Origin of the sequence: Porphyromonas somerae, assembly GCF_022845615.1 — a bacterium.
Taxonomy (GTDB): Bacteria; Bacteroidota; Bacteroidia; order Bacteroidales; family Porphyromonadaceae; genus Porphyromonas_A; species Porphyromonas_A somerae.
Window position 1 is genome coordinate 1408798 of the sequence record NZ_AP025559.1, and the last position, 15364, is coordinate 1424161.

The following is a 15364-nucleotide window of genomic DNA, read 5'->3' on the forward strand; positions in this document are numbered from 1 at the left end:
GTCTAAAGATTTTACAATGCGGCATGCTGCCCAAGCGTCCAAATATTGCCTACGCTAGGCCATACGCCAATAGACTGTAGGTAAAAAGCGATTGCTGTGAATGCAAACATAAGACAGATGATGGTAGCGAAAACGACACCTATCACATGAAGCCTCTTGTACCAAATAGCATTGCTCCAGCCTAGGGTTTGGAACGAACTCCAGAAACCGTGAGTGAGGTGGAACCAAATAGCCACAAACCAAACAAGGTACATTACCACATACCAAATGTTAGAGAAGTAATACTGGATCAGCTCAAAGCCATTCGCTGGCTCATGACCCATCCACTCCTGCAGCTGCATCTTATTCCAAAAGTGAGTTAGGTGTAAAGCAATGCCGATAACGATGATCAGACCAAGCACGAACATATTCTTCGCTGCCCATTGGACATCGCTCCTGCCAGTCTTATCATATCGGTCATTACCACGTGCCTTACGATTTTGAAGTGTCAGAATACAAGCATACACAATATGGATAATGACACCTAGTGCCAGCACTGGCACCATAAACTGCACGACAGCATTCGTGCCTAGAAACTCAGTGATAAGGTCATAGCCCGATTTTGAAAATACTGCCACCAAGTTCATCGTTCCATGAAATAGGAGGAAGAAGATCAAAAATAGACCCGACACACTCATCACCACCTTTCTACCAATAGATGATTTTGTTAACCACATAATCAGAGTTAATTAAAAGTAGGTATTAGTTGTGAAAATTACTAGGTACAAAGATAAACTTAAAAAAGTAGACTACCAAGGAAAACCGCTATCAATTACGATTTATTTCCACAATACATTAATTATCCCCTTTTTTTCGCCTACTTTGGTGCCTTGGATAAGGGGCAGTAACTCTTAATATGGTGGAAAATGATTAAGTTTGTAAAGTAATTGGATAGTCAGGTTCCAAGTTATTTTATTGATAGATCGTTATAAGTACATATAATAAGGATTATGCAGAAGAAAGATAAGGAAGTACAGAAGAGAGATAGTCAGGTATACGACTTTGGCTCTATTTCATGGAAAGGTGCCGAGCTGGGCAATCTCAAGGAACATTTAGTAGAGAATATCCATCTTGTGGAGGAGTATCCCGAGCGCGAGGCGGAGTCGATCGTGCGATTGCTCTCTCGCCGCCTTGAGGTAAAAGAGGACCAAGTAATTGTCACCGATGGCGCTACCGGAGCACTTCACTTAGTGGCGAGTATCTCAAAAGGTGCTACCTCACTTATCTTACCTCCTACCAATCAGGAGTTCCGCCATGCACTTGAGCGTGCCGAGCACATCATCAAGGAAGCACACGACGTCAAAGATCTTGGCAAGCTAGACCTCGCGGGCATTGATTACCTTTGGATATGCAACCCCAACAACCCCGATGGGCGCTTTTTTAGCCGCAGAGCCATACTTTCACTACTCCGTGAACACCCTGAGGTCAATGTAGTTATAGACCTCTCAATGGCTAGCTACGTGGTGGAGGATAATATCAAAGCTAGCGATATAAAGAAATACCCCAACCTCATTGTGGTGAGCTCCTTTTCAAGAGCTTATAATATCCCAGGCATGCGGGTAGGATATGCAGTCTCAACTGCAGATAAGATGAAGCACTTCAAGCAGAATTACACCCCACGCTGTGTAGGCTCCTTGGCACTTGAAGCAACTCGTTTTATACTACTTCACCCTGCGCAGTTTACCATCCCTATCCGCAAGTGGTTAAGGGACTCAATGCAACTTGCCGAAAAGCTGGATAGCATCTACGGTATTGAAGTTATTTATGGCTCCACTCCCTACTTTATGATTAGACTAAATGTTGGCACCGTGAGCGAATTATCCGCATTCCTTTGGGAGAAGTACGATATTAAAATAGCTACCAGGGAAGATGACCTCGACCTTCAGGAAAACGAAGTGAGACTCTGTGGCTACATTGGAGATAGAAATAACGAACCTCTCATCGAGGGCATTCAAGAGTATGTCACTAGATTTACTGAGACAGAGGGAGAGGAGGTAGAAAGATGAATACACCCTTTAGGTTCCTTTACCTTGGACTATTGATTTCTCTTCTAAGCCTCACCGCTTGTAATCAAGCAACTACCCATGAGCTAGAAGAGCAGCCTGCGCTGATCCCCCTACCCAACCAGATAGAGTGGCTCAGCAATAAAGCTTACACATTTGGCAACCATAACACCCTATCCATACCTAAGGAGGTGGAAAATAGGGACTTACTAGCTGAGCAACTCAATGCAACTCTTCAAGAGCATGGTCTCCCCACCCTAGCCTTAACCATCAATGATGAGGGGGCATCGGTTGCTATTTCAATAGACAACCAACTAGAGGACAACACCTATCGATTGGAGAGCAACTTCACCTATGGCGTTACCATTACAGCAGGGAGCCCTGAGGCGGTAGGCTATGCCATCCAAACGCTCCGACAGCTAGTGACAGATGAGGGAATTGCCGAGGTGGAAATCCAAGACGCTCCTCGATTGGACTACCGAGGCGTAATGCTTGATGTCAGCCGCCATTATATGAGTATAGACTTCATCAAGCAACTACTTGATGAGATGCAATACTACAAATTCAATCGCTTTCACTGGCACCTTGTAGATGCCGGCGGTTGGAGAATAGAGATCAAGAATTACCCCGAACTTACCGAGAAAACAGCCTATCGCACTGAGAGTGATTGGCAGAAGTGGTGGATTGAGAAGGATCGCCGCTACTGCAGTAAGGATACCCCTGGAGCCTATGGTGGCTATTACACTCAAGAGGAGGCAAGAGAGATTGTGGCCTACGCGGCAGAGCGTGGTATCACAGTGATCCCTGAAATCGAGATCCCTGGACACAGCGAAGAGGTACTTGCTGCTTTTCCACAGCTTAGCTGTAGTGGTAAAGCCCTACCCTACGAGAGCGACTTCTGCATAGGTAATGAGGAGAGCTACACCTTCTTGGAAGTAGTTCTGAGTGAGATCATGGATATATTCCCCTCTGAATACATCCATATAGGTGGTGACGAAGCAGGCAAACAGGCATGGGGCACTTGTAGCCGTTGCAAGAAGATGATGCGTGAGATGGGCTATAAGCATATTGACCAGCTCCAAAGCCATATAATACATGCCATGGAAGAGTATCTGAATGACAATGGTCGGCAGATCATTGGCTGGGATGAAATTCTAGAAGGTGGCTTGGCACCTAATGCCACTGTGATGAGCTGGAGAGGTGAAGCAGGTGGCATCGAGGCAACCAAAGCAAAGCACAAAGTGATTATGACCCCTAATTCACATCTCTACCTAGATTACTATCAGGAAGACCCAACGCAATCGGAGAAGAAGCAGATTGGAGGATATCTCCCATTGGAGAAGGTATATAGCTACGACCCACTCCCCAAGGAGCTCACAACGGAAGAACAGTCCTATATATATGGAGTGCAAGCCAATCTTTGGACTGAGTATGTGATGGATGAAAACCATGCTGCCTATATGCTATTCCCGAGAATACTAGCACTCTCGGAGGTGGCGTGGACAGATCCTGAGTACAAGAGCTGGGAAAGCTTCCGAAAAAGGGTCAATACCCATGTTCCGCAACTAATAAAGAGAGGAATTAATAGCTACCCACTCTCTACCTACCTCAATATCTCACATACCATAGACTATGACAAGAGAGCCTTTGAGGTGCAGATGACTACGGAGCTATATCCCTACGAGATTCACTACCGGACGGATGGTCAAGTACCTACTACTGAAGACCCTACTTACACAGAAGGTGAGACCATCACACTCCGTGATAGTGCCACACTGGTTGCAGGCGTGTTCAGAGATGGCAAGCTACTTGGCAAGCATACTACACAGCGATTTGACTACCATAAGGGTATTGGGCACACAGTGAAATGGCTTACCCCACTCGGCGGTGGCTATCCCGCGGGTGGTGTAGAGACCGCCCTACTCGATGGACTTCGTGGCAGTATCACCTATATGGATGGCAGATGGCTAGGCAATGTTGCTTCTCAGAGTACCATAGGTGTCATTGACCTTGGCGAGCCAACCGAGATCAATTCTGTCAGCACTAAGTGTATGCACGATATTGACCCGTGGGTACACATGCCAGAGTGGGTGGAGCTCTCTACCTCTATGGATGGCAAGCAGTACGAAGTGGTGGATAGGGTTATGTCACAGACCGACCCAAAAGATACTCGCCTGCGCTTTGAGACCTTTAGATTTACCCCAAATACCACAGCACGCTACCTCAAGATAGAGTACCACTTGCCTATCAAAGATAAGTTCTTATTCACCGATGAGATTGTCATTTGGTAACGATACTGACTTACATCTCTGACAAATTTTGAGCGAGAGTGGTAGGAATTGACCTACCACTCTCTTTTTTGTCACAGCCTACAGACAATAGTATCATTGGTCTATTACAAATTGTCCGCCAGCCACCATTGGCTGGCATTTTGTATAATACTATATATAAAAACGATAACAAATAGCATAAGAATATATGAATTGGGAAAAATATACAATTAAATCGCAAGAGATAATTCAAGCGGCAGTACAGAGTGCCAAAGAACTAGGTCAGCAGGCGATTGAGCCACTACACCTACTACAGGCACTGCTCAATGGCGGTGGTCATTTGATAGAGAAGAGTATCCCCGAGGCTAGTGGTGATATACGCCAGTTGCATGCCTCTACTGAGGAAGCCGTGAAAAAGCTTCCACGTGTTGAGGGTGGCGAGCCTTATCTATCTAACGATACCGTCAAACTACTACAGAGTGCTGAAAAGATATCTGGTGAGATGGGCGATAAGTTTGTCGCTATAGAGCACCTACTTTTGGCACTATTACAAGAGGAGAATACCGCTAGCCGATTACTAAAAGCTAGTGGGGTAAATGAAAAGAGATTAAAGGAAAGCATTATGAATATAAGAAACGGAGCAAAAGCAGATAACCCTAGTGCCGACAATACCTACGACGCACTTGGTCAGTATGCCATCAACCTTTGCGAACAAGCGAGGAGTGGCAAGCTTGACCCAGTTATAGGGCGTGATGATGAGATCCGCCGTGTGTTGCAGATATTGAGTAGGCGAACTAAAAACAATCCTATCCTGATAGGTGAACCAGGAGTAGGAAAGACCGCTATTGCCGAAGGGTTGGCAAGGCGTATCGTGCGTGGTGACGTACCAGAGAACCTTAAGAGCAAGCAGATATTTTCACTCGATATGGGTGCTCTAGTGGCAGGAGCTAAGTACAAGGGTGAGTTTGAGGAGCGCTTGAAGAGCGTCGTGAATGAAGTTAAAAAGTCGGAGGGCGAGGTGATCTTATTCATCGATGAGATCCACACCCTAGTAGGTGCCGGTGGTGGTGAAGGAGCTATGGATGCTGCCAATATCCTGAAGCCTGCACTGTCGAGAGGTGAGATCCGCACGATCGGTGCAACCACCCTTGATGAATATCGTAAGTATTTTGAAAAGGATAAGGCACTAGAGCGACGTTTCCAGATAGTCACTGTGGACGAACCAGATGAGCTCTCTACCATCAGCATATTACGTGGATTAAAGGAGCGGTACGAAAATCACCACAAGGTACGTATTCTTGATGATGCTATCATCGCAGCTGTGAGACTTTCGAGTAGATACATTACAGATCGATTCTTACCCGATAAGGCAATTGACCTTATGGATGAAGCTGCAGCTCGATTAAGGATGCAAGTGGATTCACTCCCCGAGGAGCTCGATGAGTGCCTTCGTAAGATCAAACAGTTAGAGATTGAGCGTGAGGCGATCAAGATGGAGGGCAATACCGACAAAGTGTCGCAGCTTGATAAGGAGATAGCCACTCTCAAGGAGGAGCAATCGACCCTTACCAGTAAGTGGGAGCGTGAAAAGAGCCAAATGGATACTATCCAGCAGAATAAAGCGAAGATAGAGGACCTCAAATTTGAGGCAGAGCAAGCTGAACGTGATGGAAATTACGAGCGCGTGGCGATGATCAGATATGGTGAGATTCAAGAGCTCCAAAAGGGCATTGATACAGCAGAGCAAAAACTCCACGAGATTCAAGGTGATTCAGCCCTCATCAAGGAGGTCGTTGATGCCGAGGATATCGCAGAGGTAGTCTCTAAGTGGACCAATATCCCGGTCTCCAAGATGATGACTTCGGAGCGTACCAAGCTACTACACCTAGAGGAGGAGATGCACAAGAGAGTAGTAGGACAGGATGAAGCGATTGAAGCAATTGCTAATGCGGTAAGACGAAGCCGTGCAGGATTGCAAGATGCGCAGAAGCCTATCGGTTCTTTCCTATTCCTCGGTACCACAGGTGTAGGTAAAACGGAGGTAGCAAGGGCACTGGCAGAGTTTCTATTCGATGATCAGGATATGATGACGCGCATTGATATGAGTGAGTACCAAGAGAAGCACTCCGCCTCACGTCTGGTAGGAGCACCTCCAGGATACGTAGGCTATGAAGAGGGTGGACAGCTCACCGAAGCTATTAGGCGTAAGCCCTACTCAGTAGTGCTTTTTGATGAGATTGAAAAGGCTCACCCCGATGTCTTCAATGTGCTATTGCAGGTACTCGATGATGGACGACTTACGGACAATAAAGGCCGTACCGTCAACTTTAAGAATACCATCATCATCATGACCTCTAATATGGGTTCGGATATTATCCAGCACAACTTTGAAAAGTTGACCGCAGATAATGCCCACGAAATAGAAGAGACGACGGAGAAGCAGGTATTGTCACTCCTAAAGGAGCGAATAAGACCAGAGTTTCTCAATCGTATTGATGAGACCATTGTATTCCACCCATTGAATAAGGAGCAGATAGCCGAGGTAGTACGTATACAGCTGGATAGGGTGATTATGTCACTTGCCGATAATGGCATCACGCTCACCTATACCGATAGGGCGGTAGAGCACATTGCAGAGCTTGGTTTTGACCCACAATACGGTGCTCGACCAGTAAAGAGAGTGATCCAAAAAGAGGTGATGAACCCACTATCTATCGCAGTCTTAGAGGAGAAAATCCAAAAGGATAAGGCGATACAACTTGATTATGTAGACAATGAGATGAAATTCATAAATTAATCATTGGCTAATTAATATTTTTGTGGTATCTTTGCCACCGAAAGGGTAGAGATACCACAGACACTGTCGCGTGGTGTAATGGTAACACAAAAGATTCTGGTCCTTTAATTCGGGGTTCGAGTCCCTGCGCGACAGCAAAGGCGAGAAGTCAATTGACTTCTCGCCTTTTTCATTTACGGCATATACCACTCCGCTTGATTGGAATTGCAAGTGCCGTGTCAGCCCTACCGACAAAGCCCCAACCGCTCTGCCTGATGGTTCACTCAAGGATGAGCCTAAGGATGGGCTGGCGAATAACCCTGGTAAGAGTGGCAGTCTCTTTGACCTCCACAAGCACCCCTACACAAAGGGACAAGGGCTACCCACCTGCCCCGAATGTCGCAGGCAAGGCTTGGTAATTGGAGCTAAGCTGGCAGACGACACTAGCAAGCTATGCCCTATGCACCAGCTGGCGAGGACAGTCAGTAGAGATAAAGAGAAAAAAGTAACCTATAAGGAGCTTTGCAAACGGCTATTGGTAACTCGTAGAGCTGAAAACTTTGAGACGTATTTGAATATCAATCAACCTCTCAAGATTGAAGGGAAAACTTATAGTGAAGTAAGAACCGTAGACAAGCAACTACTGCACGCCACTAGAGACACCAAAGTAGCTTTGGGCAAAACGTTACCACTAGAGGAACTACTACAGAGATATAAACAAGACCTCCTCTCTTTTGATGAATGGCGAATAGATAAAACCAACTCCTCAATTGTGACTGGAGTCAAATATAGAGATGGTGCAAAAGCCCTAAAATACGTGTTTAGACTACAAAGGGATAGAGAGAGCAAGGAATACTTCCTTGATTTTATCACGATCGGAGTTGTGTTAGAAAAGGAAGTGTTGCAGTACAAGAAAATAAAATGAGACTTAAGCAGGAGGGACTCGAACCCGTCGATATAGGCGGGGAATTAATCCCCTAACCTATCGCTACCAACTGCGATCATCTGCTTAGGTCTCACTGCAAAGATAACTAACAAATAAGATATAACCAAATAAGATATAACCAAATGGATATCACTCAATTTGCCAAAATGTTTCCTCAAAAGATGGCGGAGGTAAGGAAGTACGTGGAGGGAGAGGGCGTCAAGATAGATATGGGCGGATAGCCCTTGATCACTTTGATGAGAACTTTGAGAAGGGGGGCTTCGTGGATAGTGTCCTCAACCCTTGGAAAGAGGTGGAGCGTCGCAAACCCGATTCGCCATGGTTTGGTCACTCGGGGCAGACGGGAAAGCGAAGCCCAGAGCGTATGAATGCACCCATCCTGCACGGAGAGACTCGTGAGCTACGCCGTGCCACTCGTATGGAGATACTATCCAATGGTGTCCACATCATCAATAGCACCCCCTATGCAGCAGTGCATCAATTTGGCGGTAAGGCTAAGATCTACGGCAAGAAGCCTTTCACCATGCCCAAACGTCCTTTTATCGGTCGCTCCAAGGCACTGACCCAAAAGATACAGAACAAGATTTTACAACGACTTAAGGAGCTAGTAAAGTGATAAAATATTTGGTACACAAAACATTTCTGTTTGGTACGTAAAGTATTTCTATTTGATACGTAAAACATTTCTGTTTGGTACACAAAGTTTTTCACCCCCTTATTTCATATACAAAACAACTCATTAGCAACCGAAAATGAAAGCTATCTATGAGAATGTTGCACGAAGTACCATTCTCTATCTAAAAAAGACCAACAACTGGTTAGACTTTCTTAATACCAGCAAGTCAAGTCTTTTTCAATAACAAGCAGCTTCAGAAGTATAGTCTGACAACGATTAAGGGCAATACGAACAAGAGATTACTTAGCTGCAACGATGAGAGACAAGGCACGCAATATGGTTGCGACTAAATCCTCCTCGTGAGGTGTGGGTGACTCACAGATCACATCAAACCCATTTTCCTTGAGCACTTTAGAGGTGACAGGACCTATACTTGCTGCAGCAGGTAGCAACTCTGAGGACTCTTTCCAAGCACGTACTCCGCTAGGGCTGTAGAATAGAACCAATCGGGGAGCCTCAGTTAACTGAGAGAGCTCCCCTCTAAGCTGGGGATGAGGAATCACACGATAGCTCTCCACGCGTGTAAAGATCGCGCCTAGGGATTCAAGTCGCTTTTGAATTCCTCGACCAGCGATGTCACAGGTGGGCTGGATAAAGTGAAAGTCGGTGATGGGTCTATCTAAGCTTCCAAAATAGTTGGCTAGCTCCTCAGCCATCCCCTTGGTGGTCTCTATACTACTTACTAGGTGGCACTCGGCACCATGAGCCTCTATTGTCCGCTGAGTCCCTATACCAAGAGCCACTACAAAGGCATCTTGGGGCAATGACTGCTTAGCAAAGAAATACTCTACTCCCCGAGGAGAGGTAAATAGAAATACTGGTTTCCTATCTCCAACAGAGGGGATGACAAAGTCCTCGGCTTCGGTTTCAATCACTGGTAAGGATTGAAAGTCAACAGCATCAGTCGCAGCACGCAGCTGTTCTAAAAGCGTCTCACAACGCTCCGCCTCACGCCCTAAGATGACCAAAGGTCTTTGCCCATTCTTTTGGTTGGTTTCTTGTGCAAATAGGGTAAATGATGATGCCAATACAATGGCCAATAGTAGGGATAAGGGAAAAGTAGATTGTCTCATGTTTCTTATATCTAAATAATAAATATCTGTCAGGCTATATGCCCTCAAATTGCGAATAATAATTTCTCCAGACGATACTACTAGAGCATCGCCGTGCAATGTACTAAAACTTTAAGACTTACAAGCAAGTTCCATATCTCTAATCAAGGGTTACGCATTAGGTGTATATTTATAAGTTAATGACTCTATAAAATAGGAGAAAGTAGTGACTCAAAAAGTCAATTATAACAAACTGATAATCAATACCATATAAAAGCAAAAACTGAGATGCAACTAAGCGATCGGCGAGTTGCAACTAAGCAAATGCCGAGATGCAACAAAGCAAATGCTTAGTTGCAACTAAACTTTTGACCACTTAGCTGTTGTCTTTTTTAGGCTGTTGCACGAAGACCAACTACCCTTTATTTGTGGTATGGATTTGTGCGCGGATGATAATTATGCACTCCATGTAATAGTCTGCTTATCCATTGATACCTTGATGAGACTGTTGCACGAAGGCGATCTGCGGCATTGCCTTCGGGATTCGGGCTCGGTCACGTACGTGAGTACGCTCCCAGCGCCCTAGTTGGGCCTTGGTGTCTTACGGCACCTTGCCCTCACCCTCAGCCCTTGCATCTCATCCTTCGTGCAAAGTCTCAGCGCATTTGATTCAAATGTGCGAGAATGGCAATTTGTGCAACATTCTCTTGATAGATACCAATCACGAGACTATTCTAATGCGTAACCTCTATATCTCTAATCTGCTATTAACTCCTTTAGGAACTAAAGAGGTGCTCTACCACGACTTTCTGAATACATTATGATAGATATGTGGGTAGAAATGGGTAAATTTGTACTTTGATTAGGTATCTTAAATAATTGAGTAGTAAACGTATGAACTGGATAAGCGAAACTTTTCAAGCCATTGACTTGAATCAAATTGGTAGTGTATTTATAGCTCTGTTTGCAGTGATAGATATTATTGGGGCTATCCCTATCATTATGAATCTCAAGCAAGCAGGGCAGAAGATTGAGCCTTTTAAGACGGTTCTATTCTCTGCGATCATCCTGATTGGTTTTCTATTTTTTGGAGAGTGGTTGCTTAGTTTCTTGAGTATCAATATTCAGAGCTTTGCCGCTGCGGGAGCTATTATCCTATTTTTACTCGCCTTCGAGATGATATTTGGGTATGAGATATTTCGCAATGATGCCCCAGGGGGATCCAACACACTTGTGCCGCTGGTATTTCCGCTCATTGCTGGAGCGGCCTCTTTTACCACACTGCTATCATTTAGAGCCTCGTATGCTCTAGTGAATATCATCATTGCTACACTCCTCAACCTTGTTGTGGTTTATTTCGTTCTTAAGCGTCTTGACGTGGTAGAGCGACTGATCGGGCAAGGTGGTATATTCGTACTCCGCAAGTTCTTTGGCGTGATACTGATGGCGATGTCGGTTAAGTTTTTCACAGAGAACATCTCTTATTTGGTAGGAGTGATTAAATGATTATCAAAAGGCTTTCCCTTACCAATTACAAGAATATCAAAGCAGCTACCTTACAGTTTTCTGACAAGCTCAACTGTATTGTAGGAGGCAATGGTATGGGGAAAACCAATCTACTTGATAGCATCTATATCCTCTCCTTTACCCGCTCGTATCAGTACCTTCCCGACTCCCTAATCATTCACCACGACGAGGAGATGGCGATCGTTTCGGGGGAATACCATCGGGAAGATGGACAGGAGGAGAGTCTCGTTTTGGGGCTCAGCCGTGGGAAGAGTAAAAAACTCAGGCGTAATAAAAAGGAGTACAGCCAGATGTCGGACCATATTGGGCTATTTCCTGCGGTGATGATAGCACCAGGTGATATGGATCTGATAAGAGGTGGCAGTGCCGAACGAAGGAGTTTTATGGACCAAATACTTTGCCAGGAATCTAGGGTCTATCTCTCGGCAGCCAAAGGGTATAAAAACCTATTAGAGCAGAGAAACAGTTTGCTCAAACAACAAATGGGCTTAGATCTATCTCTGATTGAGGTGCTCAACCAACAGATGGCACCTCTTGCTGAGAAGATAACCGCTTTTCGCAATGAATGGATTGGTAGAATCTCACCATTATTTCACAACTATTACAGCACCATCACTAAGGACAAGGAGTGTGTAAAGCTGACGTATGCCACCTCAATAGGAGTGCAAGAGCCTAAGGCAGAGGACTTTCTAACGGCATGGCAAAGCAATCTCCAAGAGGATCTCGCCTGTGGCTATACTAGAGTAGGGCCTCACCGTGATGATTTAATTATGTTGATAGATGACTTTTTGATTCGCAAGATAGGGTCACAAGGTCAGAATAAGAGTTATATGGTGGCTCTCAAGTTGGCTCAGTACAGTCTACTCTGCCAGCTACATCCAGATAACCTACCTATTCTACTCCTAGATGATATCTTTGACAAACTTGATAAGGATCGTGTTGAAAAAATAGTGGAGTTGGTGAGTGACACACGCTTTGGCCAAATTTTTCTGAGCGATACCAACCGTAAGTACTTAGACCAGATACTAGAGAATCTACCTATAGAAGCCTACACGATATTCCAAGCGAACGGTGGCAATTTTCTAGACATCACTCCAAAGCGATGAGGTTTTATAAGACAAAATCTATCCGTGATATTATAGAGGGGTATCGGGAGAAGGAAAGCGGGTTACTGGCTACGATTGAGCTACAAAAGGAGCTTTATGAGCTGTGGAGGGGTCTGTCGGACAAAAGGCTTAATAGCATTAAGGTGACTTTTAAGGTACAAAAAGGGGAGAGGCTAAGTATCATCTGCCCCTCCCCTACTACGCTTAGTTATGTCCGTCAACGTCGCTCTTATATAGTGCAATCACTGATGGATTTTATGTCTGAAAACAATATCCCCCACCTAGAGATTAGGCTCAAATAGCCCGCTTAAAACCAATAGGTCTTTTCCTCAGTCACCAGAGCATCCATACGCTCATCAAAAGGCTCCATCGGAAGTGGCTCTTCCATCACTTGTAGCTGATAAGCGATTGCAATCTTCTTTCTAATCACCTCGTGATGTAGCTCAAAGTAGCGATCATAATAACCTTTGCCACGACCTACTCTACCGCCACAAGCATCAAATGCCACGCCAGGTACTATCATCACCTCAGGTACTAACGCTTTAGAGATGTCATCTTTAGGCTCTAGTATACCATAACCCGACAACTGGTAGTCTTGAGTATTTTGGAGCTTGTAAAAACGGATGGTCTGCTCATCTTCCACACGAGGTACCAGGAGCGTATGCCGACCTTGCTTACCGAGCATTTGGATCAGATAAGAGGTCTCTACTTCATCTGGCATACTGAGGAACAAGGCCACATTAGTTGCCTTTTCCTCTTTGAGCAATTCGAATGCTCGCTCAGCTATCTTCATAGAGATAGTAGTTCGTTCCTCAGGCGAGAGTTGTTTTTTCCTTTGTCTAATTATCGTCCGAATCTCCTTCTTCTCCATCTGTACTGTCGCTCATTTCGATTAAACTTGTAGTTGGTGAAGGTAGAGCAAGTGGGGAATAAATCCCCTGTGAGAATAGCTCTGACGCTTGCTTCACCATTGAGTCACTATAGCACCTCACTCGCCAGGCCTCTTTCTGACCATAAAGATAGTCTACAATAAGAGGATACAATATGTTATTGAGTGGTGTCTCTGCCTGAGAGATAAGGAAACTCCTCCGAGGTAACCCCTTGGACTGTGCAAAGGTAGCTAACTGCCAAACTAGTCCTTGATTATCCAAAAAACTATAGATATTCTGCGTATCCTCAAGACGCTTTAGTAGGTCGCGATGACGATCGGCATAGATAAAGGCAAACTGATGGAGATACCCTCTATTGAGCACCTCAGCATAGTAGCTATTCATACCGATGGTATCTCGCGCCACAAATCTATCTGGCATAATACCTCCACCGCCATACACCTCACGGCCGGCCTTAGTATGATAAACTAAATCACGCTTTATCTTGATGCTATCGGCAGAGAACATCTCACCCCCCAGCACTCTATCAATCCAGTCATGAGCATACTCCTCATCTCCACCGAGCTGGTACTCTCTTTGAATAGAACGTCCAGAGGCAGTATGATATCTAGCAATAGTAAGGTGAACGGAACTGCCATCGTAATACTCAAAAGGCTTCTGCACGAGCCCCTTACCAAAGCTACGACGACCTATTATGATCCCTGCATCATTATCTTGGATAGATCCACTGACAATCTCTGAGGACGAGGCAGACAACTCATTAATAAGCACATAGATTGGGAAGTCTATCAAAGTACCTGTCCCATCGCTATATATATCACTTCGCTTTTGATGAGCTCCATCGGTATAGATAATTAAACTATTACGCGGTAGAACTTCATTGGCCATTCTAAGAGCAGCTTGCATCAAGCCACCGGGATTATCTCTAAGATCTAGAATCAACCCCTTGGCACCCTCATTTCGCAACTTAGCAACTGCCTGCATAAAGTCATCGTAAGTCGACATACCAAACGTACTTACACGGACAAAGCCAAGAGAGTCATTAACCATAAGAGCAGCGTCAACCGTATTGGTATTGACCACTCCCCTCTTCACCTTTACCTCAGAAAGCACGTCGGTATTATATGGGCGTATACCAAGGGTTACGATACTTCCATCACGCCCTTTCAATAGAGAGCGTACTGAGTCAGGAGTAAGCGATTGACCAGTAATATCTCGGCCATCTACCGTGACAATTCTATCCCCAGCCTTCAAACCCGCGATATCTGACGGTCCATTGGGAATGGTCTGTATTACTACAGCGGTATCAATGATGGTATTGAAAGTGATGCCGATACCATAAAAGTAGCCATCAAGAGATTCCTGCTCGGCCTCTCTTTGCTCCGCGGTAAGATAGGTAGAGTGCGGATCTAGCTGACCAATGAGCATCGGGATAAGATCCGAGACCAACTCATCAGGATCTACGCTATCCACGTAGTTTTCAGTAATCATCTGCAGCGTCGCCTTGAGCTTATCCATAGGCGTCACGGCACGTATTAAGGGGTTATTTGACCTTACCTTTAGGCCAATAAAAAAACCTCCTACTAAGAATAGTAAAAGCGATAGGCACACCAATGCCACCTTGACCCACTTCTTCATACAATCACTTCTTTTTGAGAGGCAAACACTCCACCTCTATACCTGCTTTTCGTAAAAGGTCTACACCCTCAGTAAGTCGATACTCCTCTGAATAAACCACCCGCTTAATACCAGCTTGGATAATGAGCTTGGAGCACTCCAAGCAAGGAGCGTGTGTCACATAAACCGTGGCACCGCGGCTATTATTATTGCTTGCCGCGACCTTAGTAATCGCATTGGCCTCGGCATGCAGGACATATGGGTAGGTTTTATTATCCTCATCCTCACAGCAGTTTTCAAAACCCGAAGGTGTCCCATTATACCCATCAGAGATAATCATCTTATCCTTAACCACAAGGGCACCTACCTGTAAGCGCTTACAATACGAGTTTTCTGCCCATATCTCCGCCATTCTTAGATAGCGAAGGTCTACTTCACGCTCCTTTTCACTTCCCGACATAG

General features: G+C 45.1%; 13 protein-coding genes and 2 tRNA genes. 9 read left to right on the forward strand and 6 right to left on the reverse strand.

Translation table 11 applies throughout. From position 1 onward, the window contains the following. Positions 1-11: 11 nt before the first annotated feature. Positions 12-716, reverse strand: coding sequence for a succinate dehydrogenase cytochrome b subunit (locus MWL85_RS06130; protein WP_244400075.1), 705 nt, complete (start codon positions 714-716; stop codon positions 12-14). A 273-nt stretch (positions 717-989) separates the two neighbouring features. Between MWL85_RS06130 and MWL85_RS06135 the strand changes: the two genes are divergently transcribed. From MWL85_RS06135 to MWL85_RS06155, 5 genes are all read left to right on the forward strand, one after another. Further along, positions 990-2045, forward strand: coding sequence for an aminotransferase class I/II-fold pyridoxal phosphate-dependent enzyme (locus tag MWL85_RS06135; RefSeq protein ID WP_244400076.1), 1056 nt, complete (start codon positions 990-992; stop codon positions 2043-2045). Beyond that, on the forward strand, positions 2042-4333 hold the full coding sequence (locus tag MWL85_RS06140; RefSeq protein ID WP_244400077.1) for a family 20 glycosylhydrolase: 2292 nt from the start codon (positions 2042-2044) through the stop codon (positions 4331-4333). Before MWL85_RS06135 ends, MWL85_RS06140 begins: the two co-directional genes overlap by 4 nt. Before the next feature lie 187 nt (positions 4334-4520). After that, complete coding sequence (gene clpB, locus MWL85_RS06145) at positions 4521-7109, forward strand: ATP-dependent chaperone ClpB (RefSeq protein ID WP_244400078.1); 2589 nt, start codon at positions 4521-4523, stop codon at positions 7107-7109. Between the two features lie 64 nt (positions 7110-7173). Next, positions 7174-7244: transfer RNA gene (locus MWL85_RS06150), tRNA-Gln, on the forward strand. A gap of 256 nt (positions 7245-7500) precedes the next feature. Next, positions 7501-8013: a hypothetical protein gene (locus MWL85_RS06155; protein WP_244400079.1), complete on the forward strand. Its 513-nt coding sequence runs from the start codon at positions 7501-7503 to the stop codon at positions 8011-8013. Positions 8014-8016: 3 nt separating this feature from the next. On the opposite strand, the gene MWL85_RS06160 is transcribed toward MWL85_RS06155, so the two are convergent. Next, positions 8017-8100: transfer RNA gene (locus MWL85_RS06160), tRNA-OTHER, on the reverse strand. A gap of 226 nt (positions 8101-8326) precedes the next feature. Between MWL85_RS06160 and MWL85_RS06165 the strand changes: the two genes are divergently transcribed. After that, positions 8327-8650 carry a phage virion morphogenesis family protein gene (locus tag MWL85_RS06165; protein ID WP_244400080.1) on the forward strand — a complete coding sequence of 108 codons (324 nt, stop codon included), beginning with the start codon at positions 8327-8329 and terminating at the stop codon, positions 8648-8650. Positions 8651-8949: 299 nt separating this feature from the next. Here the strand turns inward: MWL85_RS06165 and MWL85_RS06170 are convergent, their stop codons facing one another. Continuing rightward, positions 8950-9783, reverse strand: a complete 834-nt coding sequence (locus MWL85_RS06170; protein ID WP_244400081.1) for a uroporphyrinogen-III synthase — start codon at positions 9781-9783, stop codon at positions 8950-8952. Between the two features lie 873 nt (positions 9784-10656). Between MWL85_RS06170 and MWL85_RS06175 the strand changes: the two genes are divergently transcribed. From MWL85_RS06175 to MWL85_RS06185, 3 genes are read left to right on the forward strand one after another with little or no spacing between them, the layout of a single operon-like run. Continuing rightward, on the forward strand, positions 10657-11268 hold the full coding sequence (locus MWL85_RS06175) for a MarC family protein (RefSeq protein WP_018028912.1): 612 nt from the start codon (positions 10657-10659) through the stop codon (positions 11266-11268). Next, positions 11265-12395, forward strand: coding sequence for a DNA replication/repair protein RecF (gene recF / locus MWL85_RS06180; RefSeq protein WP_018028913.1), 1131 nt, complete (start codon positions 11265-11267; stop codon positions 12393-12395). The genes MWL85_RS06175 and recF overlap by 4 nt, the downstream gene beginning before the upstream one ends. Further along, on the forward strand, positions 12392-12697 hold the full coding sequence (locus MWL85_RS06185; RefSeq protein ID WP_018028914.1) for a hypothetical protein: 306 nt from the start codon (positions 12392-12394) through the stop codon (positions 12695-12697). The genes recF and MWL85_RS06185 overlap by 4 nt, the downstream gene beginning before the upstream one ends. 5 nt (positions 12698-12702) lie before the next feature. Here MWL85_RS06185 and MWL85_RS06190 read toward each other — a convergent pair whose 3' ends face one another. Genes MWL85_RS06190 through MWL85_RS06200 form a run of 3 tightly spaced genes read right to left on the reverse strand, consistent with a single transcriptional unit; the run spans position 12703 to position 15362 of the window. Continuing rightward, positions 12703-13266 carry a 5-formyltetrahydrofolate cyclo-ligase gene (locus MWL85_RS06190; RefSeq protein WP_040576071.1) on the reverse strand — a complete coding sequence of 188 codons (564 nt, stop codon included), beginning with the start codon at positions 13264-13266 and terminating at the stop codon, positions 12703-12705. After that, positions 13235-14923: a S41 family peptidase gene (locus MWL85_RS06195; RefSeq protein ID WP_018028916.1), complete on the reverse strand. Its 1689-nt coding sequence runs from the start codon at positions 14921-14923 to the stop codon at positions 13235-13237. Before MWL85_RS06195 ends, MWL85_RS06190 begins: the two co-directional genes overlap by 32 nt. A 4-nt stretch (positions 14924-14927) precedes the next feature. Then, positions 14928-15362, reverse strand: coding sequence for a deoxycytidylate deaminase (locus tag MWL85_RS06200; protein WP_018028917.1), 435 nt, complete (start codon positions 15360-15362; stop codon positions 14928-14930). Between the last annotated feature and the right edge of the window lie 2 nt (positions 15363-15364).

Excerpts from the sequence above, each read along its gene's own strand:
- MWL85_RS06130 (WP_244400075.1), bottom strand. The coding sequence starts at position 716 with ATGTGGTTAACAAAATCATCTATTGGTAGAAAGGTGGTGATGAGTGTG.
- MWL85_RS06135 (WP_244400076.1), top strand. The coding sequence starts at position 990 with ATGCAGAAGAAAGATAAGGAAGTACAGAAGAGAGATAGTCAGGTATAC.
- MWL85_RS06140 (WP_244400077.1), top strand. The coding sequence starts at position 2,042 with ATGAATACACCCTTTAGGTTCCTTTACCTTGGACTATTGATTTCTCTT.
- clpB (WP_244400078.1), top strand. The coding sequence starts at position 4,521 with ATGAATTGGGAAAAATATACAATTAAATCGCAAGAGATAATTCAAGCG.
- MWL85_RS06170 (WP_244400081.1), bottom strand. The coding sequence starts at position 9,783 with ATGAGACAATCTACTTTTCCCTTATCCCTACTATTGGCCATTGTATTG.
- MWL85_RS06175 (WP_018028912.1), top strand. The coding sequence starts at position 10,657 with ATGAACTGGATAAGCGAAACTTTTCAAGCCATTGACTTGAATCAAATT.
- recF (WP_018028913.1), top strand. The coding sequence starts at position 11,265 with ATGATTATCAAAAGGCTTTCCCTTACCAATTACAAGAATATCAAAGCA.
- MWL85_RS06185 (WP_018028914.1), top strand. The coding sequence starts at position 12,392 with ATGAGGTTTTATAAGACAAAATCTATCCGTGATATTATAGAGGGGTAT.
- MWL85_RS06190 (WP_040576071.1), bottom strand. The coding sequence starts at position 13,266 with ATGGAGAAGAAGGAGATTCGGACGATAATTAGACAAAGGAAAAAACAA.
- MWL85_RS06195 (WP_018028916.1), bottom strand. The coding sequence starts at position 14,923 with ATGAAGAAGTGGGTCAAGGTGGCATTGGTGTGCCTATCGCTTTTACTA.
- MWL85_RS06200 (WP_018028917.1), bottom strand. The coding sequence starts at position 15,362 with ATGTCGGGAAGTGAAAAGGAGCGTGAAGTAGACCTTCGCTATCTAAGA.